The sequence below is a fragment of the Geobacter sp. PheSNFMC genome (assembly GCF_059620965.1).
Map to the genome: position 1 here is coordinate 56,146 of NZ_JCAMRN010000003.1, position 23,538 is coordinate 79,683.

Consider the following 23,538-nt stretch of genomic DNA (forward strand, 5'->3'; position numbering starts at 1 on the left):
ATCACTCCGGCATCCGGCCGAGCACGTCCCGGTAGAGGTAGTAGCTCCGCTTGAGATAGGTGTGGTACAGGGGGTGGTTCCACCCCTCCCATTGATAGCGCCGAATGGCATCCGGGCCGAGACCGGCGGGCAGGGCGTCGGCCAGATTGGTTCGCCCGCCCGTGGGAAGGGCAGAGAGCCCCTCACCCGACGGGCGATAGGAGCAGGCGATGGCGGCGACGCCGTCGGTGGTGCGGGTCTTGGTCCCTTGTTCCGCCATCCAGAGGACCTGCCGGGAACTGGGATCGGTGACGTTCAGGAGCCCCCAGGGCAGCCGAAGCTCCACCAGGGTACCCGAGACATGCCAGTCGGCCAGGGAGTCGAAGCGGGAACTCCGCGGGTCGAGACTGCCGAAGCGCAGCCCGCTCATGGAGAAGACCCGGGAGGGGTAGAACCGGGTGCCGTCCTTGCTGATGCGGCGGTGGTTGGTGATGTTCTGCATGACGACCCACTCCCCCGTGTCGGACGGCACGGGGCGGACCGGCAGCCCCTCATTGAGATATTTGTCGTAGAAACGGCTCACCAGGATGCGGCTCGTGCCCTCGCCGGCCAGATGGATCAGGAAGGTGAGCCCCAGCGGGCTCCGGGCGTTGGTGGCAAAGGGGAGAAGCGTCTCTCCCGCCTTTGCCCCACAGGTATCGAGTCCGATCAGGTAGTGGGCCGCGCTGAAATCGACCGGTTCGGCCGTTTCGAGGCAGAGATAGAGATATCCTTCGTCATGCCGTGCTGAAAGCCGCACGAGGGTCCGCGCCCCGTCGCGGCCGTCGCCGAAGCGGTGCAGGGGGGCGCCTCCCCTTTTCTCCTGGAGAAGCGTGGCGTCATGCCATTCTTCACGTCGCCCGGCCAGGGTCACGACCTTGCCGGGATAACCGGGATAGGCGGCCATGAGACCGTAGGTCTGCTCGGCATCCTGGTGATTGAACCAAAAGGGATTGCGTTCGGCCGGGAGTTCATAGGGGAGAAAGACCCAGTTCCGCTTGAACCACTCGTCAAACCAACTGAAGAGCATCCCACCGGCCAGGCCCGCGTCGCGGATAGCCTCCATCATGAGGCCGTTGATTCTTCCCTGCGACTCCTCGTCATGGCCGCCGTGGTGCCAGCCGTCACGCTGCCAGTGGGTCGCTTCGCGGCTCGACGGCACCCCGAACTCGGCGATAACGATGGGCTGCCGGCCATGGTGACGCCTGAGCCGCGTCAGATACTCCCGGTAGGGATTGTCGACATCCAGGAAGTCGTTGTTGAGAAAGTCGGGATAGTAGGGATAGACGTGATAGGTGGCAAAGAACCCCGCCCCCTGCCGTGAGACGATGCGCGCGGGATCGAACGTCTCCACGTCCTCGTCCTCGTTGCAGACGTCCACGTTCACCTGGAAGCCCTGGCGGATGAGCCCCTCCTCATAGGTGGACTCCGACGGATGGGCCAATGGGTCCAGGGTCGGCCAGTTGATGGTGGTCACCGGGTGGGTGCAGCCATAGGTGGCCTGTTCGTAGGACTGGAGGTAGTCGCAGGTCTCGGCGGCCCACTGTTCGAAGGGGAGGCCGTCGTCAACCTTCAGGAACGAGCCGGCATAATTACCCCGCTTGCGGCCGTACTGCCCGTTGAACGCACGCACCGCGCAGCTTTCCCATTCGCGGCCGACCACATAGGCGGCGGTCCAGGTGGAGACGTCGCGGCGGTAGGAACCGTGGGGCAGGCCGGGTCGCTCGGGAAAATCGGCATTGCCGCAGACCGCGTCCACCGACTCGCGAATCTGCCGGTGGACGTACTCCAGAAAATCCCGGCCGCGGAAATTGCCATCATCGGGCAGCTCCAGCCAGATTCCCTGAAAGAGAAAGAGCCGCCCCCCCTGCTCGTTATGATCGGCCAATGCTTCGTAGAATCCGGGGGACTGCACCGCGTAGACCCGCAGCGAATTCACCCCCAGTTCCCCCATGAGCCGGAACCACCGGCGATAGGTTTCCCGGTGAATGGGGTACTCGCCCGGGAAATACCCCGGCAGGCCCAGACCCAGGTTGATTCCCTTGATGAAGAACCTGCGCCAGGATCCGTTCTCCCTGATCTGCAGGAAGTCCTCGCCGGCCCGGAAACGGCATCCGCGCCCCCCGCTGGTCCGCGCCGGCACGGCAGGTCTGCCGATCCGTTCGATCCACTCGTTGGCATCCCGGTCGGCAGGCTCCAGGTCGAGCGCCTTGGCAAAGGCCCAGCGGGCTGCCGGCGGATCGCCGAGCCGGTGAAAGGCCAAACCGAGCCCCACGAAGCTCCGGGCGGTCGGCCCCGTCTCCTGGGCCCGCCGGAAGATGTTGACCGCCTCCTGGCAGTCGCCCCGTTCCAGGGCCGTGAACCCGAGGGCCACATAGTCGGTCCGCGGCTTGCCCGTCATAGCCTGCTCCACAAGCCGGCCGTACCCCGCACGAGTTTCGCAAGCGCCCCCTGGACGGCCACCTCCACGGGACGGAACCATTCGTAGGGAGACAGGAGCATGAACGTCACGTAGGTGAGAAACAGGGCCAGGAGCAGCACCCGCGGCAGCAGATAGAGAACCCTGCTAGGCAACCGAGCCAGACACTTCACCTTCGATCTCCTTTCGTTTGGGCTTGCCCCATCCCTTTTTCCAGAACATGAACGTGGCGATGAGCCGCTCCACCACGATGATCTGCCGGTACCCGAAGAATTCGAGCAGGCCGAAGAGGCAGAGTTTCAGAATGTCGCGCAACCCCTTGTAGCGCTTGTAGATGAGGTTGTCCAGAAAGATGGAGCCGAGATTGATCCAGGTTCCCCAGAGAACGGCCAGGAGGAAAAAGAGAATCGCAAACTCGCGATTCACCTGACCCAGAAAAAAGAGGAGCACGAACCCGAAGTAGCCGATAAATTCAACTGCCGGCCCTAACAGTTCAACCGTGACGAAATAGGGGAACCCGAACAGGCCGACCATGCCGTAGCGTGGGTTGAGGAACATGCCCCGGTTGTGCCAGAGGCTGTCGATGAGTCCACGGTGCCAGCGATTGCGCTGTTTGAGGAGCGATGCCATGTCCGAGGGGACCTGGGTCCAGCAGACGGGATCGGGCACGAAAACAACCTTGTAGCGGATCCGGTTCTGCCGGCAGTGGCGGTGAAGCCGTATCACCAGGTCCATATCCTCGCCCACGCTCTCCCGGTACCCCTTGACGGCCATCACCATGTCCTTGCGGAAGATGCCGAAGGCCCCGGAGATGATGAGCAGGCTCCTGAAATAGTTCCACGATGTCCGCCCCGAGAGGAACCCCTTGGTGTACTCCACGGTCTGGAAGCACTCCAGCATCCCCCGGGGGGCTCGGACCCCCTTGACAATGCCGTCTTCCACCTCGCAACCGTTGAGGACCCGCACGATGCCGCCGGTGGCCACGACTTCCCGGTCTTCCACGAAAAGCCGTGTCGCACGGATGAGAGCGTCGTCCTCAAGCACGGAATCGGCATCGATCGAACAGAACAGGGGGTACTGGGAAGCGTTTATCCCCGCGTTGAGAGCGTCGGCCTTGCCGCCGTTCTCCTTGTCCAGCACGAAGAGCTGGGGATGGTCGACGGAAACGTACTTGGCGAGGATCGGCCGATGGGAAACATGCAGGCCGATGGGCTTGTCGATCCGGACAAGACGGAATTCTCTGATGAGACTTTCAAGAGTGCCGTCGGTTGACCCGTCGTTAATGACGATGACTTCGTACTCGGGATACCGCAGGGCAAGCAGCGACTTCACCGAGGAAACGATGGTCTTTTCCTCGTTGTAGGCAGGCACGAGGATCGACAGGGGCCGATAGAACATCCCGTTGAGCACGTTGTCGATGCTCTGGCTCGTGACGGCATTCAGATAGTTGCGGATGTCACGCAGGGAGATGATGGTGAACAGGGTGTAGAATCCGTTCAGGACGATGAAATAGATGAAGATCACCGGCTGGATCGCCAGCAGGAAGGCAACGATGTTATGAAGCATAGATGAGCCTCTTCAGCACGTACTGGGAAACATCGCGCACGAACCGGTCGTCGCTGCGGGTTGCGTCCACAAGAACATCGAGCCCTCCCTCTCCCATCCTGGACAGGGAGATGGCGGAGTTGATCCGCACGTGGTAACTCTCGTCGTGGAGTAACTGCCGTAGTGATCCCGCCACAGCCGGCGAGTAGAGGTGGGCGCTCTTGGCGGCAACTCCCCTGATCCGCCAGTCGGAGTCCAGAAGGCACTCTTTCAGGAGCACCTCCGTGTCCACCGCAGAAAAGCGCTGCAGCGTGCGGATGCAGGCGATCCGCATCTCAGCCACTTCGTGGAAGCGGCGGAAGCAGTCAGCCGTAAGATTCTTGGCAATGAGGAACATCTCGCTACCGCATGCCTGGATGATATCCCGCTTGAGAATAACCGGCAGTTCTTCATCTGCCATGAGCGACGCGATCAACTCCAACAATTCCTGTTCCTGCTCCCGTTCGCGGAAGGCACGAATAATATTGGTGTAAATATATTCATTGAACTTGGCGGACATGAACAGGGGATCCTTCAGGACCCGGTTGATGAACGGCACGTCATCCCGGTCGGCAATCACGCTGAGGGCCCACACCAGCTTGGGGATGATCCGCGTATCCCGCTCGGTATCGAGCAGTGAACGAAACAGGGGCTTCAACTCGGGAAAGCCGAAGTAGCCGAGCTTCTCGACCGCCACATATCTTCTCACCCACGAACGGGACCGGACGCGAGCCCGGTAATAGGCATCAATGCCCAGCTCGCGGATGAAGCACCTCACGCTGGCGGCCATGGTGCCGGAGACGTTCACGAGCATGGTGGCGAACACGGCGCCAAGGGCTTCATGTTCCAGCGCCGTTGTCGGCTTTTGGATCGTCAGGGACGGTTCGTAGCACTTGCGTGTCAGTTCTTCGAGATACCGCTCCTTGAGGAGCGCAAGGCGTCGGGTGCGCCTTTCCACATGAATCTTGTGGAACAGCAGTGTCAGAAAAAGACCGAGAGTAACGGCACATAACAGGATATTCACCGCAACGATAAAATCCCTGATCATGCCAGTATTCAGCAGATGAAAGTAAAGATCGACCATGCCTTGAATGCCCCCGATTCGCTAATCCGCCCCATGGAAAAGTGAAAAGTTTAGTAAAAATTTTCTCAGAATGCAACCCAAACAACGGATTCATTCACCGGCCTGGCCATTGACAATTCCAGAAGATTCCTGTTTAACTGGGGGCATGAACAAAAAACGCCCCCAAAAAACCGTACTCGCAGCCGGCCCCTCCCCCAAGCGAGGCGATCTGATCGAGCTTGCCGTCACCGCCCTTGACGAGGATGGAAACGGTATCGGCATCCACGACAGCACCAACGTCCATGTGACAGGGGCTCTGCCTGACGAACGGGTGCGGGCGCGCCTCACCCACGTGGGCAAGAAGCACTTCCATGCAGAAACGGTCGAGGTGCTCCGTCCCTCCCGGGCACGGCTTGCGCAAACGCCCTGCACCAGAACCGGCAGGTGCGACGGGTGCCCGCTGATCGTCATGCATTATCCGGACCAGTTAACCTGGAAGCGTACCTTCACCGAGCGCCAGATCCGCCGCTACCAGACCCTGGGCGCTGCGGAGGTGCTGGCGACGCTCCCCTCCCCCAATCAGCTTCACTATCGCAACTCGGCGAAGCTGGTGGTTTCGGGAACGTTCCGCCGTCCGGTCATCGGCATTTACCGGCGCAACAGCCACCAGGTCATGGATATCGGCGAATGCCCCCTCCATCACCCTCTCATCAACCGGATCGTTGCAGCCGTGAAGGAGGGAATCGCCAAATGCAAGGTCCAGGTCTACAATCCGCGGACCGGGAGTGGCATTCTCCGCTATCTGGCGATCCGGGTCTCGGAGCGGACAGGCACTGCCATGGCAGTGTTCGTTACGGTCGAGCGCAATTACAACGAAATCCACCACCTGGCGAAACATCTGCAGCAGAGCGTCCCCCAGGTTGAGGTGGTTGCCCAGAACGTCAATCCGTCAGAAGGGAATGTCATCCTCGGACAGCGGGACTACTTCCTGACCCGCCCCCATGCCCTTACGGAGGAGTTGGGCGGCATCCGCTTCACCATCTCGCCCCGGTCCTTTTTCCAGGTAAACAGCGGCGGTGCCCGGATCATATACGAGACGGTCCGCCAATGGAGCAACCTGACCGGCAAGGAGACCGTTGTCGATCTCTACTGCGGCATCGGCGGCATCGCCCTTTTCCTCGCGGGAACGGCCCGGGAGGTTCACGGCATCGAGGTGGTGGAAGCCGCGGTGAGCGACGCCGAAAGCAATGCCCGGTTAAACCGCATCCACAACTGTACCTTTGAGGCGGGCGATGCGGCCGGGTTGCTTGAGGAACTCGTGGACGACGGTGAACGCCCTGACCTGGTCGTGCTCAATCCGCCGCGCAAGGGATGCGACGCCGGCGTTCTCAAGAAAGTCGCCGCTGCCGGGCCATCGCGGATAATCTACGTTTCCTGCGCCCCTGCAACCCTTGCCCGCGATCTTGACATCCTCGCCGGCCTTGGGTATGCCACCCGCCGGGTTCAGCCCGTCGACATGTTCCCCCAGACCCCCCACGTGGAGAACATAGCCTTGCTGATCAAGGAGTTGCCGCGCCATGACCGGCTTGAGCCTCCTGCAAAGGAGCGCAATCGTCCCCGGGCTCATCGCAACGCAAAAGGGGGAGCCGTCTGAGGCTCCCCCTTTTGGAGACATCGCTATGCAGCTTTTTGTAGAAGCTGTTATTTTCTGAGCACCTTCACGACCGAGGAGAAGTCCTCCTCGCCCCGCCCGTCCTTGACGCCCTGCTCATAGGTGGCGCAGGCCACCTTGGCTGCCGGCAGTTCCAGACCGAGCTTTTCAGCCTTCTCCAGGACCAGTTCCAGTTGCTCGTGCACGTATTTGAGGGCCAGGTTGCGCGTGAAATCGCCGCGTGCAATGCTGCGCCCCTTGGAGTGGAAGAGCGGCGAGGCCACTCCGCCCGAATCGAGCACCTCGAGAATCCTGTCAGCGGTGAAGCCGAGCTTCTCACCGAACACGACAGACTCGGCAAGGGCCTGCATGAGCTCGGCCTGGACCAGGTTCACCACCAACTTCATCCGGGTGGCGTCACCAATGCTTCCCACATGGATGATGTTCAGCCCGAAGAACGAGAACAGCTCGCGGCAACGACCGACCAGGGAGGGGTCCCCTCCCGCCAGGATGGTCAGGAGGCCGTTGGCGGCATGCTCTTTGGTGCCCCACACCGGGGCGTCCAGGTACATGACGCGATGCTTGGCCGCCTCATCGGCCATTTCCATGGTACTCGTCAGGGAGTGGGTCCCCATGTCGACGAGGATCGTACCGGGATCAATGCCGGCAAAAATCCCGTCGGGCCCGTAAATGTCCGGACGGAGCCGCTCCTTTTCGGGCCGGATGTGGATGACGATATCCCTTCCCTTTGCAGCCTCGCGGGGTGCGGACGCGCCCGTGGCGCCCAGAGCTGCCAGATCGGCAACCGCTTTCGGGTCCGAATCATAAACCGTCAGTTCGTAATTCCCCTTCAAGAGGTTGGCAGCCATGTGCCGACCGACCGTACCCAACCCCAAGAAACCGACTTTTCTCAGCATAGAATGCCTCCTGGTTCACATGATAAAACACTGTCACGGATGGTTCACAATACTACATGCTCTTGTGCGCCGAGACAATAGTCCAGTTTAAAAAATACGGTACAACAAGCTGAAACAAAGATACCGTTGAATGCTTCATCCGGCAAACGATATTCGCACAGTACCGGTCAGTGCGGCATCAGCGATGTTTCACAACCCCCACGCGGTCGCACCACGGGACAAGAACACAGGTTGAACAGCGGGGGGAGACGGGAGTGCAGTGATTCTGGCCGAAGGTGACGAGATAATCGTTGATGACCAGCCAGTAGCGGTGCGGAAGGATGCGGCGCAGGGCAAACTCCGTTTGCTCGGGGGTTTTGGTCCGGATGTATCCCCAACGGTTGCAGATCCGGTGGACGTGGGTGTCGACGCAGATACCCGGCTTCCCGAAACCGAGGGTGATCACCAGGTTTGCCGTCTTGCGCCCCACCCCCTTGAATGCGAGAAGCTCGTCGAGGTCATCGGGGACCCTGCCGCCGTACCGCTCCAGAAGGAGACGGCAGATATCGAGGATCTGTTCGGCCTTGGTGCGGTAAAAGCCCACCGGATAGATGGCCTTCTCGATGTCCTCCTTTGACAGCCGCACCATCGCTGCCGGCGTATCTGCCAGGGCGAAGAGGCGCTCCGACGCCGGGCCGGTGGTCCGGTCCTGGGTGCGCAGCGAAAGGATGCAGGAGACGAGAACCTTGAAGGGATTGCCTTCTCGCTGCGAAACAATGGTCACCGCCGGGGACGGCCACTGTTTAACGACCTCCTCCAAGCCGGCCATGACGACGTGGATGTCGTCTTCCTTCATGAAAGTCCCCGGTTCCTGAAGATGCGCATCAGGAGCACACCCAGGATCGACAGCGATATTCCCACGCAGAAAAAGAGATACCCGAGCGTTCTTCCGTCTCCCCAGCCGAAGAAATCACGGCCGTCCATGAACCCGATCAGGTACAGCCCTGCAAACGTCAGCAGCCCGCCGACCACATACAGCCCCATCGCCACGACCGCCAGAGCGATCCCCTTATCCTTGACCATTAACCGTCTCCCCTTCCTTCCGCGCCTGGCCCTGCGTGCAGCCAAGCTACAGTCGGGCATTCTATCGAAATGGGCCAACCATGGCAACGCCAATGTGAAAACGCTCCCATGTATACGTCTGCCCCTTGCCAAGGCTGTCATGGCGTGGTTTAGTTGACAGGGAGGCTGTCACATCATGAAACTGGTCGATCTTCACGTTCATTCATACCATTCCGACGGAGTCCTTGCCCCGGCCGCGCTGGTTGCCATGGCTGCCGAACGGGGGCTCGCATCTCTTGCCATTGCCGATCACGACGCCGTTGACGGCATTGACGAGGCAGTGGCGGAAGGCACGCGGCTCGGCGTCGACGTCATCCCCGCCGTGGAGCTTTCCGTTGAATTGGGACGCTTCAGCGACGTGCATATTCTCGGCTACTGCATTGATCACCACGACCCCGCTTTTCGCGAACGCCTCGCCGGCTTCAGGACGGCACGCGACAACCGGGGCAAGGCGATCCTCGAAAAAGTCAACCGCCGCCTGCTCCACTCCCGCAAGGCCCCCCTCTCCTACGAGGAGGTTCGCTCCATGGCCGGCGGCGCCGTGGGGCGGCCCCACATCGGCCGCGTACTGATCGAGCATGGACATGCACGGGACATGGAAGACGCCTTTCGGCGCTATCTGATTCCCTGCAATGTCCCGAAGCGCTACATGCCGGCTGGCGAGGCAATCGCCGAAATCCGCCGCATAGGCGGCGTGTCGGTATTAGCCCATCCTCCCACCATCACCGATAACCGCCGCCGGCTGCGGCAGGTTGTCGAACAACTGGTGCACCTGGGTCTTGACGGGCTCGAAGTGTTCAACAACCTCTGCTTCAAGGACGACATGCTCTACTTCGAGCGCCTCGCCGAGGAATTCGGGCTGCTGATGACGGGGGGATCCGACTTCCACGGCTTTGAGGACGACGTGGAACTGGGGAGCGGCCGCGGCGGTCTTGCCGTTGCCCACGGTCTGGCGGAAAAGGTGAAGGAACTGGCAGCGCAACGAAAACACTCCCACGCCTGACAACCGGCATCACGGGTGACGCCCATGGCCGACGCACGGGAAGTTCTCGAAATCATGAGAGAAGTTGCCAAAACTCGAATTGCCATGCTGCGGGACGGCACGACATTCCACCAGGGAGACAAACGTGCCTATCTTCTCCAGCAATACGAAGAGAAGCTCGCGCAGATCGAACACCTCATCCGCAGAATCAGCATCCATATCGTCGGCCCGGATGAAACGGACCGGCCGCGCCCCGCCAAGTAACAGGCTCCAGCGAAAAAACGGGGAGCGTTACGCGCTCCACTCCCTCACACCCGCAGCGCCTCAATCCGGGTCGCCGTCCGTATCGGTGCTATCCTCGCCCGGCTGGTGACGATACTTCACCTCGAGGGCGAGAAACGGCCCCACAATAGCATCGAACAGATCCCGGCCGCAGGACACGCGGTCGATCCTGCCGTGCTCCAGGTAACCATAATAGCGGCAACCGCCGAAACAGAGGGGCAGATAGGCGCAACTCAGGCACTCCTCGTTCTTCCAGCCCCCAAGGCCATGGCTGGCGGCATGGTCGGACGGGCCGTCATTGAGGCTGCCTGCCGCGAGCCCTTCGATGCCGATAAAGGCGGGACAACGGTAAAAGGTCCCGTCATGGTTCACAATGAGCGAGTCCTCGGCCTCAATGGCGCAGAAATGCGGGGAAAGCCCCGGTGCGGGGAATCCTCGGCGCAGAAGCTCCTCGCGGATGAAAAGAGTGGCATCCTTGAGCCAGGGTTCATTCACCGATGCACATCCCCCGGTAAACTCGGGGAGTGCCCGGTTCTCTCCCGCCGACATGACCGCGTTGAACCGCATGAGAGCGAGCCGTTCCGGGCCGAGCCCCTCCGCCACGAGCAGATCGAAGAGACGCGGATATTCACGGTAGGTTTCTGGAGTGAAGTTGCCGCCGATCTCCAGGGCAATGAGGTCCGCAACGGCCTTGAGGTTGGCGAGAATGACAGAAAAACTTCCCTCGCCTCCCACGAACGGCCGGGCCGCATCGTGGACATCCGGAGGGCCGTCAAGGGTAACCGTTGCGCCGACGAGACCCAAGGGGATGAGCTCCTCTACCAGTTCCCGGGTCAGGAGCGTTCCGTTGGTGGTCAGGGAAAAACTGAAGGACAGGCCGCGGGCATCCATCACTTTCTTCAAGGGACGGGCAATGCGCCGAATGGTGGGAACGCTCAGAAGCGGTTCGCCGCCGTAGAACCTGAGCGACAGCGATCTCCCCTCGGCAACGGGCCCTGAAATGAGATAGGCCACCAGGCGATCCGCCGTGCCGTCGTCCATGAAATGCGCCCCCCTCCTGTTTCCCTCGAAACAGTAGGAGCAGGCCAGGTTGCAGCTCAGGTTCAGGATGACCAAAGCGCTGAACGATCGGCTCACCCGGTTGCTCTCATCGATGAAGGAGCGCATTTCCTGCTGTTCGCTGGCGTGATCGGGCACGAGAAACCCCAGTTCGGCCAGGATCTGCTCCTCGTCGGCGTCGAGCCCTCCGGCACCGATGGCAGCAAGCAACTCATCATCCACCAGGATGAGCGCTCCCCGCTTGGCGGAAAACAGGATGGACGTGCCCGGTCGGTCCGGGCAGGGAGTAATAATCACATGGCGCGACAAGACCACAGATCACCTCATCGGGCAGTCCCGGCCGCCAACAATGTTGCCGGATGGCACGGGTTCACCAAAAGAAAAAGGGGAGATTGCTCTCCCCTTTTTCCAATGAATCAAGGCTGGACTCTCGGCTACACTGTTCTCCCGAAAATGATGATACAAAGGTAGCTGGGCTGGTTTGGGTTCCTGAAGGATCCTGCGTTGAGTACGGCAATGCGAGTCGACTTTTTCATGTCTTCTTTACCCCTCCCTCCTGGATAGTGGCACAGTGCCTGGATCGAAAGTAATTACAAACACAACGACATGTCAACATATTTTTTTAATAACGCACGAACATTAAAACCTAACCATTATTTTCAATCAAAAATCGAAGCGAATTCCACCTTCAAACCAGCGACCAGGGTTTTTCAAGGTATCATCTACATACTGAGAACCATTGAATAGATTACGTGCAGCAAGAAAAAGCTCCACACTAAGGCGCTCATTATTATAGATCTTTCGAGCAACATTCATATCCCAAATCACTGAAGCATAGTTTCCGTGAGTAAAATCTGGAGCATTCCACCAGATATACCGTCCGACGAGGTTTGCCCGAGTATTCTTTAAGTCATCGAACTGAATGACTGCGTTGACCGATTGTCGAGCTGATGAGGGTATCCGCTGATGCGTATTTCGATCTGTGGAATCGATAAAGGTGTAACCAGCTCCCAAGGTTGTATACCAGCAGGGAATAGTCTTAACCTCAACTTCTACACCTTGTCGACGTTGCTTATCCCGGTTCTCATACCGAACCTCCTCAGCCGAAAGACGAGTAGCTACAAGTGCATCTGAAACATCGTGCCGGAAAAATATGGATTTAAGCCAAAAGTAACGCAGGAGTGAGGTTTCAAATCCTGCCTGCCAAGAAAGCACTTTCTCCATATTCAATTCTGGATTAGGAACCAAAGTAAGGCCATCACCCTGTGTATAAATCACAGGGGGGACCATGAACCCCCTAGCAACGGCCCCACGCAGCACCGTATGCTCACCTATCCCCCATGTTACTCCGAAGCTGGGGCTTAAAAAGTCGCCATTGGTGGTTGTATGATCAAAACGGATACCAGGAGTTATGGTTAGGGAGCCAACCACGATAGTGTCATTGGCGAAAAGAGCTGACTTTGCGATATGAGAACGGACTGACGACCGTCCCCTTCCTGAAATCTCTTGATCTAATTCGAAATCACCCCGATCGAACTCGGCTCCCACAGAAATACTGTGATCCCCCGTGCGCCAAACGAGCTTGCTGGTGACGCCAAAGGAACGATCATCCAACCGCGATGCATAAAAAGGTCCCGTGTCGAGACTGCTGAAAAGCTGATTGTATTCCAGCCACTGAGAGCGGAGCGAAAGGTCCCAGTCGATCCGCTCGGTGAGGGGAAGCAAAATGGAGAGCGTTGTCAGCAGGTTGTCGAACGTATTGTCATAGGATGTTCGAGCAACAGGGTCCATTTGGTCGCCACGGTCGCCGGCGCTGTAGCCGAGAGAGAAGCGAAGATCGCCGCCGTCGGGCAACTGGTGGGTCAGCTTCAGGTACGCCCGGTCGGTATCGACGCTGTTGTGGGGAAGAAGACCGTCGGAGTGGAGTTTGCCGCCGGAAAGATAGTAGCCGAACTGTCCCACCGTGCCGGTGAGTTCGCCCCGGTAGTCACCGGTGAACCGCTCGCCCAGGGATGCCGATGCCATGCCGGCCGCGGCCTTTTCCTCCTCGGGGAACTTTGTGATGACGTTGATGATGCCGCCCAGCGAGGATCCCCAGGAGGTGGAGGCTGGACCCTTTATAATCTCGACCCGCTCGATATTCTGAACCGGTATTGCACCCGCGTCGGCGAAGTTTGTGGATGCGCTGGTCTGGGAAACGCCATCGATCAGGAACAGAACTTGGTTGGAACTTGACCCTTGAATACCGGTAAAGGCGAGGCTGCCGGGACCGCCCCGCCAGTCCTGCTGAACGCCGGTTATGGTGACCAGAACGTCTGCCAGGGTATGGGCGTTCAGGTTCCTGATCTCTTTGGCGGTAATGACGGTAATGTTTTCGGCCACCTGGGAGACGGGTTTGGGATCCCGGGTGGGGGTCACCACCAGTTCCTTGTCCTCGTAGAACATCTCAAGGACCCTCATCTCCTCGTTGGCCTGGGCCCAGGCGTACTTTTGGCAACCTGTCGGGACAAGCAGCATCGACAGGCCGAGCAATCCAATCACTGGAATAAGGTTTCGTCTTCTGTTCTCAACGCGTCGAATGTCCATCCGCCCCCCAGCCCCGGAACGGGATATGCGCTACCTGGTGTCGCACTGCGCGGATTGAGCCATGCAAAATAAATTCCGACCCTGATTTGGCGGTCACCGCGTCTCACATCACCCGTTGTCAGCAGAAATCTCCAGATTAATAACAATTCAAAATTACTGGCTTATCACCTCTTCATGTGGTACAAAATTGATCAATCAACGTACGTTACAAACAAAATGGCACTGAAATGGCAAAATAATACCTCATTCGAACCGTTCAATTCCGGGGTATGCCCCCCAAGTTCTCATGGATATCAGGGGCAGACGAGTACCACATGCATTGAATCTGTCCAGAAACACTGTCAAGCAAATGACACGCGCACCGTTTCATTTGCTGCATATTTGACGAATGCCCCGGAGTTCCATGTGAAGGCCACGTTTTGCCGGGGCAACGGGGCAATGGCGAGGTATAGTATACACCAGGTTATCCTTTGTCGCACAACCTAACAGGATCATTACCATTTGTCTACTATAACCACATGACTCGAAGAATCCTTCTCATTCTCGTCATCACCCTTCTGGCCGCGCCCTGCGAAGCGGCCCAGAAGATTCTCGCACTTCAGAGCGTGAGAGTAGTCCCTTACGAAGAGGCTCTCCGGGGGGTGAGAAGCGTGGTGAGCGGGACCGTCAAAAGGGTCGTCATCTCGGAGATGGAAGGGGTCGATGTGGCGCGGATGGTGCGTGACGAGCGCCCGGACGTGATTCTGGCAATCGGGGCCGAGGCCCTGGCGAGGGTCAAACGGGTTAAGGACACCCCCATCGTCTACCTGATGGTTCTCGACCCCCAGAGCACCCTCACCAGCGGCGAAAACCTGACCGGCGTCAGCATGAACGTCCCGCCCGAACGGCAACTGGCGGCGCTGCAGAGCCTCATGCCGCGACTGAGGAAGATAGGGATTCCCTATAACCCGTCCCGGTCGGGCATACTTGCGCGCAAGGCCCAGGCCGCGGCCCGCTCGCTGGGGATCGAGCCGGTCGCCCGCGAACTCCGCTCCGCCCGCGATGTGGTCCCGGTGGCTGAAGGGATGAAGGGGGAAGTGGACGCTCTCTGGATGCTTCCCGACACCACGGTGGTGACTCCCGAGAGCATAGAGTTTCTCCTTCTCTTTTCGCTCACCAACAGAATTCCCATTCTGACGTTTTCCGACAAGTACGTGCAGATGGGAGCCATCATGGCGCTCGATATTGATCCCTACGACCTGGGGAGACAGGGAGGAGACCTGGTCAGGAGAATACTGTCGGGAACCCCGGTGGAACAGGTCCAGCGAGCCGAACCCCGCAGCATTGTCATGACGGTTAATGCTAAAGTTGCGCGCAAGCTCGGTCTGACGCTATCCGAAGAGGCCCTTGGCAGGGCCAGGGTCATTCGATAGGAGAGACCATGGGCATGCGCGAGACGCTAAAACAACGGCACGATAGTCTGGGCCTCAGGTTTTTCCTCCTCTTTGCCTCAACGATTGCCGTTATATCCATATCGTTCACCGTTATGTTCTACCAACAGCAACGGCGTATCCTGCGGGAGAACGTCACCCATGAGGGACAGATTCTCGCGCGGCTTTTGGCCCACAACGCCCGGCTGGGGGTCTTTGCGGAGAACGGCGAATTGCTCAAGGACCCGGTGGAGGGCATCCTGCAGCATGAGGGGGTGCTTTTCGTCTCAGTCATTTCGGCAGCCGGGACCCCCATCCGGGAACAGGCCCATGGGAAAATGCTCAAGACGCCGGGACGGAAACTGCCCAACTGGAATGCACACTTTAACGATGTGCGCGCGAGCTGGATTCCTCACGCGTTCGAGGAAGCCGATCTCTTTGAATTCTGGGCGCCCATCGTATCCATCGCACCGTTTCAGAGCGCCGATGCGCTGATATTGGGGCACGAGGCGCAAGACAAGGAAAAAATCCTGGGCTATGCCCGCATCATTGTGGACAAACAGCCCCTCAAGCGGCGTCTTGACACGTTCCTGTTCACCTGCAGCATACTCGCCGGCGGATTTCTGGTGCTGAGCACTATTCTCACCTATCTCGTAGTCCGCCGGATCACCAACCCCCTCGACCGGCTCACCGTCGGCATCAAGGCACTGGAACAGGGTGGCGGCTTTGTTCCGGTAAAGGTCGAGCGCAATCACGAAATCGGGCGCCTCGCCAATGCCTTCAACCACATGGCCGAGACCCTTAAAAAACGCGAAGCGGAGAAAGAACAGCTGGCCGAAGAGCTCCGGCACGCCCAGAAGATGGAAGCAATCGGCACCCTCGCGGGTGGCGTGGCCCACGACTTCAACAATATTCTTACAGCCATCGTCGGCTTCGGCACACTCCTGCAACGCAGCCTGAACAAGGACAACCCCTACCAGATTTACGTGGACCAGATCCTTAACGCTGCCGACCGCGCCACGACGCTGGTAAAGCGGCTGCTGGCCTTTGGCCGCAAGCAGGTCATCACTCCGTTCCCCACCGATCTGAACGGGATCATTCAGAGCATAGAGAAACTTCTGGCCCGCCTCGTGAGTGAAGATGTGGAGTTCAAGGTATCACTCTTCCAAGAGCCTCTCGTCTGCCACGTGGATTCGGGACAAATCGACCAGATCCTCATGAATCTCGTAACCAATGCCCGCGATGCCATGCCTGCGGGAGGACGCCTCACGCTGACGACCGATGCGACGGTTCTGGACGAAAATTCATTCGGCTCGCTGGAACAGTGCCGGCCGGGACGTTATGCCGTTTTGACCATCAGCGATACGGGTTTTGGCATGGACCAGGAGACGAAGGAACGGATCTTCGACCCCTTTTTCACGACCAAGGAGGTCGGAAAAGGCACCGGCCTCGGCCTGTCGATGGTATATGGCATCGTGCGGCAGCATGAAGGGTTCGTCACCGTTGATTCCGAGCCGGGCACCGGAACCACCTTCCGCATCTATCTTCCGATCGTGGCATTGTCGGCAAGAGTTGAAGAGGAAGCACCGCCGGTCGTCACAAAGGGGAACAGGGAAACCGTGCTGCTGGCGGAGGACGACAAGGCGGTCAGAAAGCTTTCCCGCCACGTGCTCGAACGCAACGGCTACGAGGTAATCGAAGCCACTGATGGAAACGACGCTGTCAAAAAATTCACCGAAGCCGCCGGCAAGATCGATCTTGTTCTGCTCGATGTGGTGATGCCCGGCAAAAACGGCCAGGTCGCCTACGCGGAAATGAAACGGATCCAGCCGGCTGTCAAGGCGCTCTTCATCAGCGGCTATACAAAGGACATCATCGGCAGCAAGGGCTTCCTGGCCGAAGATATCAACTTCATCGCCAAACCGGTCAAGCCGGATCAACTGATCGCACGGGTGCAGGAAGTGCTGAAGAACTGAACGAAAGAAGTGCACAAAAAAGCCCGCTTTCGCGGGCTTTTTTGTGCATGCCGTCCGAAGTGGAGAGCTTCTATTTCTTGCCGTCCATGAGGACTACAGTTCCGTCGTCCAGATCGTACTTGGCTTTGACGATCTTCAGCGTGCCTTCTTTGACGAGGTGCCGGATAACGGGCGATTTCTTGGTCAGGCTGGCGGCAACGAGATCGAGATTGGCATCGGTGGCAGCCTCGACGATCTCGGCCTGCGACTTGCCCTTTCCGTCCTTCAGGGCTTTTGCGGCAGCAGGGGCAATGGTCTTGACAATGGATCCGATATTGCCCTCCGCCTTTCCCTTCGCCTCGACAGTGGCGGTCACCGCACCGCAACGCTCATGCCCGAGGACCATGACAAGGGGTGATCCGATATGTTCGGCCGCATACTCGATACTGCCCAGGACCACTGGGTCGGGAATGTTTCCTGCCACGCGAATCACGAATATTTCACCCATGGTCTTGTCGAAAATAATCTCGGGCGGAACGCGGGAATCTGAGCACGAAAGGATTATCGCGTAAGGCTGTTGCCCCTTGGCCAATGACTCGCGCTTGGCCGTGTCGCTGGCGCTGCACGCCTTCATCTGCCCCGCCACATACCGCTTGTTGCCGTCCATCAGCCGTTGCAGGGCCTCGTCCGCCGTCACGCCCACGCCGCCGGAGCCGAATGCCAGGACCGCGGATATGACCACCGCGCCGGCGCTCAGAATCATCCCTTTGATCATGGTACCTCTGTTTTTCATGCCACTCCCTCCCTGGGTGTAATGATGTGTAATCACTAACTATCAGCCACACATTATCATGTCAATCCCGAAATTCCGCCCGGCACGGATCAGCAACACCCTCCGCCCTTGTTGCCGACAACGCCGGCCAGCCACTCATTGATCATTCCCGATGCACAGCCGACCCCGGCGTCCACATGGATCGCCGCTGCCGGACAATTCACCGCGCAGGCCCCGCACTCCATGCAGGCGTCGCGTGTACCGATCTCGGCCTTTTTGCCTGCAAGGCGAAACACCTGGTGCGGACAGACCTCAACACACATGCCGCAGCCGATGCAGCGCTCCGGGGCAAGCTTCAGAGTGGCGACATTGGCAAGATACTGGAAACCGATCATGCTACCTCCTGGTCAAAACGGCAGGAAACCGCCGAACAGCCATGACGAAAGACCGGCCACGAGCGCGGCGGTCATGATGGGAAGGGCAACCCGCATCTCCTTCCTGACGCCCGAACGCGAGGTAAAGGGCGTGCTTCCGGTAAACGTCAGGGCCAGGAACGAGCAGACGGCAGGGGCAATAAAAAAGAGAGCTGCAGCCTCATGAAAGGAAACAATGCCTCGTCCGAACCAGGCAAGGAGGGCGGAGAGCACTAGGCCGAGCAATGCCCCCTTCACGGCAAAGCTTCGGCCGGGAAGCCATGGCAGCAGAAATGGAGCGCCAACGGCTCCGGTCACGATCGTCGCCACCCAGGCAATGGCCGCAGGAACCGCCCTCCCCGGCGAGAAGGCTCCGCCTGAAAATCCCGCGGCCAGGACGACCAGGGCCAGGACGGGCAGACCCCATGTGCAGGCGGCAACCAGTTCGATGGGGGTGAGAACGAGCCGTTCGGCAGTCGTGAACGTGAGCTGCCGCATGGCAGGCGTCGCTGTCATGCCGTTATCGAGATAAGCCGGCAGGTCTGCGGCCCGGATGGTGGCATACCTGACCTGAAAGCCGGTTCGCTGCCGCACCAGATGGGCAGCCACGCCGGGAGCCCCCAGCATGGGCAGCAGCAGCGTGCGATGGCTCACGAGCAGCGGCAGGCCGGTGAGGGTGATGCGTTTGACGATCTCGTCGGTGCCGAAGGTTCCCTTGCCGGCAGCGCACCAGACATTGATGCCGTGGGTTTCCAGGACCAGGAGCCAGATGTCTCTGCCGGCCAGTTCCCGGCGGACGATATCATAGCTCATCTTGTAGTTGGCAGTGACCACCACCGGGTCGCCGGGGCCGGGAGCGCCGATGGCGTAAACACCGGGCGGTACCAGGTACGACATGCGTCCGATACCCCAGCGGGCCTGCCAGGCTCCGAGGGTGTCGCGCGCCGTCAACTGCGCGGAGATGGCCGGCACGCGCCCCGCAGGGGTATCGACCCAGCGGAGGAAACCAGGCACCTTTTCGTCAATGGCCCCGCTGACCGCGGGCGTCCTGGGACCTCAGCAGGGGGGGCGGTCCACGTCGGGTCCGGGCTGACTCATGCCTCTTTCTCCAACATCTTTGTCATGGTTTTTCACGGTCGTACCCATGAACCATAGCTCCGCATGCGGCCGTCAAAGGTCATCGAGCCTGACACCGAGCCGCCCGGCAAGATCATCGATGAACTGACGGGCAGCGCGTCCCGACCGGCTCCCCCGGTACATGGCCCACAGATGCGCTTCCTTCCGGAGCGCCTCCCGCTCCACGGGGAGGCCGAATTTCTCCGCATACCGCTCCACGATGGACAGATACACGTCCTGGCTGAACGGATAGAACCCCAGCGCCATGCCGAAGCGATCGGCCAGGGAGAGCTTTTCGGACACGGCCTCTTCGGGATGGATCTCGCTGCCCAGGTTGTCCTCCATCCGCTCGGGAAGCAGGTGGCGGCGATTCGAGGTGGCATAGAACAGAATATTCGTCGGCTTTGCCTCGATGCTGCCTTCCAGAAGGGCCTTGAGCTCCCGGTACCCGCCCTCCCCTTCACCGAAGGAGAGGTCGTCACAGAAAAGGATGAAGCGCCGCGGCACTGTTCTCAGGGCGGCAATGAGCGCCGGCAGGCTTGTCAGGTCGTCCCGCTGGACCTCCACGAGCCGCAGCCCCCGGTCCGCGAACAGCCGGAGCATCCCCTTGACGCAGGTCGATTTGCCGGTGCCCCGCTCACCCCACAGCAGGACGTTGTTGGCGGGGTAGCCGTCCATGAACTGGGCGGTATTCCGGATCAGGTCCTCGCGGACCAGGTCAATGCCCACCAGATCGGCAGGATCGGGCAGATGGGGATGCGCCACCGGCTCGAACGTGCCCCGCTCCCCCGACCGGCGCCAGCGAAAGGCTATGGCTCCGTCGAAAAAGGCGGGATCCCGGGGAAGAACCGGATCATGGCGGTCAATGATCCGTTCAAAGCGTTCGAGCAGCCGCTCCAGCCTGGCGGCGAGATTGCTCCAATCGGTGTCCATGGTTACTTCAGCCGCCCCTTAATGTTCTTGAATTCCGTCTCATCCGTCAGGTAGCGCTGGGGAGGAAGCTTGGCGATCTCGGCCTGGACCCGCTGAATCCGCTCCGACGTGAGGGGGTGGGTCGAAAAGAACCGGGCCACGTTACTCTGGGTGCCGCCGCCCATGGCGTTCAGCTTCTGGAAAAAGCTCGTCAGGCCGTTGGGATTGTATCCGGCCTTGTACATGGTCTCCACACCGAGAAAATCAGCCTGGTTTTCGTATTCCCGGCTGTAGGACATCATGCCCGCCTTGCCGAAGAGCTGGCCGGCCAGTTGCGCCAGCATGTTGGGGTTATCCCCCAGGACAAGGGAAAGGACCAGGGAATAGCCATACTCCTGGGTCATCTGACGGGTGCCGTGGCGGGCGACCGCATGGTTGATCTCGTGGGCCAGGACGCCGGCCAGCTCCGTTTCGTTGTCCGCCGCCTTCAGCAGGCCGGTGTGCACATACACGCGCCCGCCCGGGATGGCGAACGCATTGACGCTGTCATCCTTCACCACCTTGAAGACATAGTCGAATTCCACGGTACGGGCGCCGGCCAGCAACCGCCTGCCCACCTTGTCCACGTAGCGCTGGACCTCCGGGTCGTTCACGGGCTGCTGCTGCTTTTCGATTTCCGCGGCAAACTTGTTGCCCAACTCCTTCTCCTGCTCGATGGAGATCATGTTGAAACCCTTGATGTCGGTCATGCTCGTGGCACAACCGGCAAGGATACCCAGGGCCACCAGCGGTCCAAGCAACCATTTCGCCACCTTCATAGCCATCCTCCTTGGTTTGTTTATCAGCTCACAATTGATTTCAGGGAACACTCCCGCTCCCAGGCGAGATAACCGTCCCCTTCGATGGCCCAGAATGCCTTGATCCGCTCTTCATAAAAGGAGAGATCAGAGCACTCGCGGTCTATTTCCTCAAAAAAAAGTCCGTCCAGCAAGTCCCGCTCCAACAGGAACCGGAAAAAGGCCCGCACCCCTGCCAGGTGGATCGCCAGCTCATCGATGGAGGGCTCCACCGTATGAACGATGTACCAGTTGCCCCCGAACCGGCGGACGATGCCCGGCTGCTCGTCGAAAAGACTGCGATGCATGAATCCCACGACGAAATCGCGGACGAAATGGTCGGCCCCGCTGGCGAGCAGGGTGGCCTCCCGGGGATCGACTCCCTGTTCGAGCAGGGAAAAGTAGAACCGCGAGAGAAGCTTGCGGCAGAGGTTGTCGGCACGGATCTCGTCATCCACCGAAGTAATGACGAAATCGGCCTTGTCAATGACGAGCTCGCCTTCGAGCTCGGCGGCCGGTGAATAGGATGTTGTCATGCAACCACCTTTCGCTTGTGAAAATGATCAGACCCGCGGGTCAAGGGCGTCCCGAATCCCCTCGCCCAGCAGATTGTAGGCCAGTACGGTCACCAGGATGGCTCCGCCGGGGAACAGCGAAAGCCACCAGGCGAACTCGATGTAGTCCTTGCCCGAGGTGAGGATGTTGCCCCAGCTCGGCGTGGGGGGCTGGACCCCGATGCCGAGAAAGGACAGGGCCGATTCGGTGAGAATGGCGCCGGCCACACCAAGGGTGGCGGACACCAGGACCGGCGATACGGCGTTCGGCAGGATATGGCGGAACAGTATCCGCACATCCGATGCGCCGAGGGCACGGGCCGCCAGCACGAAGTCCCTCTCCCGCAGCGACAGTACCTCGGCCCGCACGAGCCGGGCCACCCCCATCCAGCCCGTGAGGCCGATGATGGCCATGATGTACCAGATGGACGGCTCCAGAAAGGCGATCACCGCGAGGATGAGAAAAAACGTGGGAAAGCAGAGCATGATGTCCACGAACCGCATGGTGACCGTATCGACAAGCCCGCCGTAGAAACCGGAAACCAGACCGAGCACCGTGCCGATGATCACGGCAATGCCTACTGATACGAATCCCACCTTGAGCGAGATCCTGGCTCCGTAGATAACGCGGGTAAAGACGTCCCGCCCCAGTTCGTCGGTGCCGAACCAATGTTCGGCCGACGGGGGGAGCAGGACGCGGTAGGCGTCGATGGCGTCCGGGTCCCAGGGGGTGATGTAGGGAGCCAGAAACGAGATTGCAAAGAGCACCACCACAACCATGCCACCGGCCAGGGCGAAACGGTTGCGCCGGAAACGTTTCCAGAAGACCGTATGGAACCAGCTGTCGCGGAAGGCCATCCCCTACCCCCTTCCGTGCCGGATGCGCGGATCGGCCATGGCATAGCAGACATCGGCCAGCAGATTGCCGATGAGCGTGAGGAATGCCCCGATGACGAGAATCCCCATGACGAGCGGATAGTCGCGGGCCATGACCCCTTGATAGAAGAGCTGTCCCATGCCCGGGATGGCGAAAATCGTCTCGAAGATGACACTCCCTCCGATGAGCCCAGGCAGGGAAAAACCCAGAAGCGTGATGACGGGCAGCAGTGCGTTCCGCAGGGCGTGGCGGTAAATGACCACGCGCTCGGACAACCCCTTGGCCCGGGCCGTGGTGATGTAGTCCTGGCGGATCACCTCCAGCATGTTCGAGCGCATGTAGCGTGACAGCCCCGCCAGACTGCCGAAAGTTGCCACGAACACGGGCAACACCAGGTGCTTTACCATATCCGCGAACCATGCCAGGGGTGAAAGGTTCTCGCTCCCCAGGGAGTGGAGCCCCGAAATGGGAAGCCATCCCAGCTTGACCCCGAACAAGTACATCAGCAGCAGTGCCAGCCAGAAGGTCGGCACGGCGAACCCGAGAAAGACGAAGAGGGTTATGCCCTTGTCATAGATGGTGTCCCGGTGGGTGGCGGCAAAGATGCCGATGGGGATGGCAAGGCCGAATTCCAGGATCAGGGCGATGATGTTCAGGGAGAGGGTCACCGGGATCCTCTCGGCGATCTTGTCGGTCACCGGCCGGTTGTCCGGGGCGAAGGAGCGGCCGAAGTCGAGCTTCACGATGCGGCCGACCCAGGAAACGTACTGCTCATGGAGCGGCTTGTCGAGTCCGTAGAACTCCCGGAGCCGCTCGCGGGTCTCGGCGGTGATCTTGGGGCTCATGGCGGTCATGGCCTCCACCGGCTCCCCGGGGGCGAGCCGGATCACCACGAAGGTGATGAGGGTGATCCCGAACAGCAGCGGGATCATGGCCAGGAGTCGCTTGAAGATGTAAACGGCCATGTCAGTGCACCTGTTCTTCTTTCGGCACGTACCAGCGGATGAAGTTGTACATGATGCCGGCCGGCGC

22 protein-coding genes are annotated in these 23,538 nt (G+C 59.8%); 5 read left to right on the forward strand and 17 right to left on the reverse strand.

Annotated features, from left to right (window positions below):
• Nucleotide 1: 1 nt before the first annotated feature.
• From AC6CDK_RS01240 to AC6CDK_RS01255, 4 genes are read right to left on the reverse strand one after another with little or no spacing between them, the layout of a single operon-like run.
• A complete protein-coding gene (locus AC6CDK_RS01240; protein ID WP_039645229.1) occupies nucleotides 2-2,419 on the reverse strand; it encodes a tetratricopeptide repeat protein in 2,418 nt (805 codons plus the stop codon).
• Entirely contained in the window at nucleotides 2,416-2,610 is a 195-nt protein-coding gene (locus AC6CDK_RS01245) for a hypothetical protein (RefSeq protein WP_039645231.1), read from the reverse strand. The genes AC6CDK_RS01240 and AC6CDK_RS01245 overlap by 4 nt, the downstream gene beginning before the upstream one ends.
• Nucleotides 2,585-4,003: a glycosyltransferase family 2 protein gene (locus AC6CDK_RS01250; RefSeq protein ID WP_039645234.1), complete on the reverse strand. Its 1,419-nt coding sequence runs from the start codon at nucleotides 4,001-4,003 to the stop codon at nucleotides 2,585-2,587. The genes AC6CDK_RS01245 and AC6CDK_RS01250 overlap by 26 nt, the downstream gene beginning before the upstream one ends.
• Complete coding sequence (locus AC6CDK_RS01255; protein ID WP_039645236.1) at nucleotides 3,993-5,105, reverse strand: HEAT repeat domain-containing protein; 1,113 nt, start codon at nucleotides 5,103-5,105, stop codon at nucleotides 3,993-3,995. Before AC6CDK_RS01255 ends, AC6CDK_RS01250 begins: the two co-directional genes overlap by 11 nt.
• A 145-nt stretch (nucleotides 5,106-5,250) precedes the next feature.
• Between AC6CDK_RS01255 and rlmD the strand changes: the two genes are divergently transcribed.
• Nucleotides 5,251-6,738, forward strand: a complete 1,488-nt coding sequence (gene rlmD, locus AC6CDK_RS01260; RefSeq protein WP_039645238.1) for a 23S rRNA (uracil(1939)-C(5))-methyltransferase RlmD — start codon at nucleotides 5,251-5,253, stop codon at nucleotides 6,736-6,738.
• Between the two features lie 47 nt (nucleotides 6,739-6,785).
• Here rlmD and AC6CDK_RS01265 read toward each other — a convergent pair whose 3' ends face one another.
• The 3 genes from AC6CDK_RS01265 to AC6CDK_RS01275 all read right to left on the reverse strand — a co-directional run bounded on the left by AC6CDK_RS01265 (nucleotide 6,786) and on the right by AC6CDK_RS01275 (nucleotide 8,714).
• Nucleotides 6,786-7,652, reverse strand: coding sequence for an NAD(P)-dependent oxidoreductase (locus AC6CDK_RS01265; protein WP_039645240.1), 867 nt, complete (start codon nucleotides 7,650-7,652; stop codon nucleotides 6,786-6,788).
• 178 nt (nucleotides 7,653-7,830) lie between these two features.
• Complete coding sequence (locus AC6CDK_RS01270; protein WP_066357542.1) at nucleotides 7,831-8,487, reverse strand: endonuclease III domain-containing protein; 657 nt, start codon at nucleotides 8,485-8,487, stop codon at nucleotides 7,831-7,833.
• Nucleotides 8,484-8,714 (reverse strand): hypothetical protein, encoded by a 231-nt coding sequence (locus AC6CDK_RS01275; protein WP_039645245.1) that lies wholly within the window; start codon nucleotides 8,712-8,714, stop codon nucleotides 8,484-8,486. Before AC6CDK_RS01275 ends, AC6CDK_RS01270 begins: the two co-directional genes overlap by 4 nt.
• Nucleotides 8,715-8,889: 175 nt before the next feature.
• Between AC6CDK_RS01275 and AC6CDK_RS01280 the strand changes: the two genes are divergently transcribed.
• Nucleotides 8,890-9,756, forward strand: a complete 867-nt coding sequence (locus tag AC6CDK_RS01280) for a PHP domain-containing protein (protein ID WP_039645247.1) — start codon at nucleotides 8,890-8,892, stop codon at nucleotides 9,754-9,756.
• 24 nt (nucleotides 9,757-9,780) lie between these two features.
• On the forward strand, nucleotides 9,781-9,999 hold the full coding sequence (locus AC6CDK_RS01285) for a hypothetical protein (RefSeq protein WP_039645249.1): 219 nt from the start codon (nucleotides 9,781-9,783) through the stop codon (nucleotides 9,997-9,999).
• A gap of 60 nt (nucleotides 10,000-10,059) precedes the next feature.
• Here the strand turns inward: AC6CDK_RS01285 and gptM are convergent, their stop codons facing one another.
• Entirely contained in the window at nucleotides 10,060-11,391 is a 1,332-nt protein-coding gene (gene gptM / locus AC6CDK_RS01290; protein ID WP_192905309.1) for a geopeptide radical SAM maturase, read from the reverse strand.
• Between the two features lie 348 nt (nucleotides 11,392-11,739).
• Nucleotides 11,740-13,662, reverse strand: a complete 1,923-nt coding sequence (locus AC6CDK_RS01295) for a TonB-dependent receptor plug domain-containing protein (RefSeq protein ID WP_192905310.1) — start codon at nucleotides 13,660-13,662, stop codon at nucleotides 11,740-11,742.
• A 518-nt stretch (nucleotides 13,663-14,180) separates the two neighbouring features.
• On the opposite strand from AC6CDK_RS01295, the gene AC6CDK_RS01300 reads away from it, so the two are divergent.
• Together AC6CDK_RS01300 and AC6CDK_RS01305 are read left to right on the forward strand one after the other, a co-directional pair.
• A complete protein-coding gene (locus AC6CDK_RS01300; protein ID WP_039645253.1) occupies nucleotides 14,181-15,074 on the forward strand; it encodes an ABC transporter substrate-binding protein in 894 nt (297 codons plus the stop codon).
• Nucleotides 15,075-15,088: 14 nt separating this feature from the next.
• Nucleotides 15,089-17,047: a hybrid sensor histidine kinase/response regulator gene (locus AC6CDK_RS01305; RefSeq protein WP_226048288.1), complete on the forward strand. Its 1,959-nt coding sequence runs from the start codon at nucleotides 15,089-15,091 to the stop codon at nucleotides 17,045-17,047.
• A 70-nt stretch (nucleotides 17,048-17,117) separates the two neighbouring features.
• Here the strand turns inward: AC6CDK_RS01305 and AC6CDK_RS01310 are convergent, their stop codons facing one another.
• The 8 genes from AC6CDK_RS01310 to AC6CDK_RS01345 form a co-directional block, all read right to left on the reverse strand.
• Nucleotides 17,118-17,819, reverse strand: coding sequence for a carbonic anhydrase (locus AC6CDK_RS01310; protein WP_039645257.1), 702 nt, complete (start codon nucleotides 17,817-17,819; stop codon nucleotides 17,118-17,120).
• Between the two features lie 89 nt (nucleotides 17,820-17,908).
• Nucleotides 17,909-18,193: a mercury methylation ferredoxin HgcB gene (hgcB, locus tag AC6CDK_RS01315; protein WP_039645259.1), complete on the reverse strand. Its 285-nt coding sequence runs from the start codon at nucleotides 18,191-18,193 to the stop codon at nucleotides 17,909-17,911.
• 12 nt (nucleotides 18,194-18,205) lie between these two features.
• Entirely contained in the window at nucleotides 18,206-19,309 is a 1,104-nt protein-coding gene (gene hgcA, locus AC6CDK_RS01320) for a mercury methylation corrinoid protein HgcA (RefSeq protein ID WP_264158249.1), read from the reverse strand.
• Between the two features lie 72 nt (nucleotides 19,310-19,381).
• Nucleotides 19,382-20,260, reverse strand: coding sequence for an ATP-binding protein (locus AC6CDK_RS01325; protein ID WP_039645261.1), 879 nt, complete (start codon nucleotides 20,258-20,260; stop codon nucleotides 19,382-19,384).
• A gap of 2 nt (nucleotides 20,261-20,262) precedes the next feature.
• Entirely contained in the window at nucleotides 20,263-21,057 is a 795-nt protein-coding gene (locus AC6CDK_RS01330; RefSeq protein WP_039645262.1) for a M48 family metallopeptidase, read from the reverse strand.
• Between the two features lie 23 nt (nucleotides 21,058-21,080).
• Nucleotides 21,081-21,611, reverse strand: a complete 531-nt coding sequence (locus AC6CDK_RS01335; RefSeq protein WP_066357548.1) for a hypothetical protein — start codon at nucleotides 21,609-21,611, stop codon at nucleotides 21,081-21,083.
• A 27-nt stretch (nucleotides 21,612-21,638) separates the two neighbouring features.
• Complete coding sequence (opp4C, locus tag AC6CDK_RS01340; protein WP_039645266.1) at nucleotides 21,639-22,487, reverse strand: oligopeptide ABC transporter permease; 849 nt, start codon at nucleotides 22,485-22,487, stop codon at nucleotides 21,639-21,641.
• A 3-nt stretch (nucleotides 22,488-22,490) separates the two neighbouring features.
• Nucleotides 22,491-23,471 (reverse strand): ABC transporter permease, encoded by a 981-nt coding sequence (locus tag AC6CDK_RS01345; protein ID WP_039645268.1) that lies wholly within the window; start codon nucleotides 23,469-23,471, stop codon nucleotides 22,491-22,493.
• Between the last annotated feature and the right edge of the window lie 67 nt (nucleotides 23,472-23,538).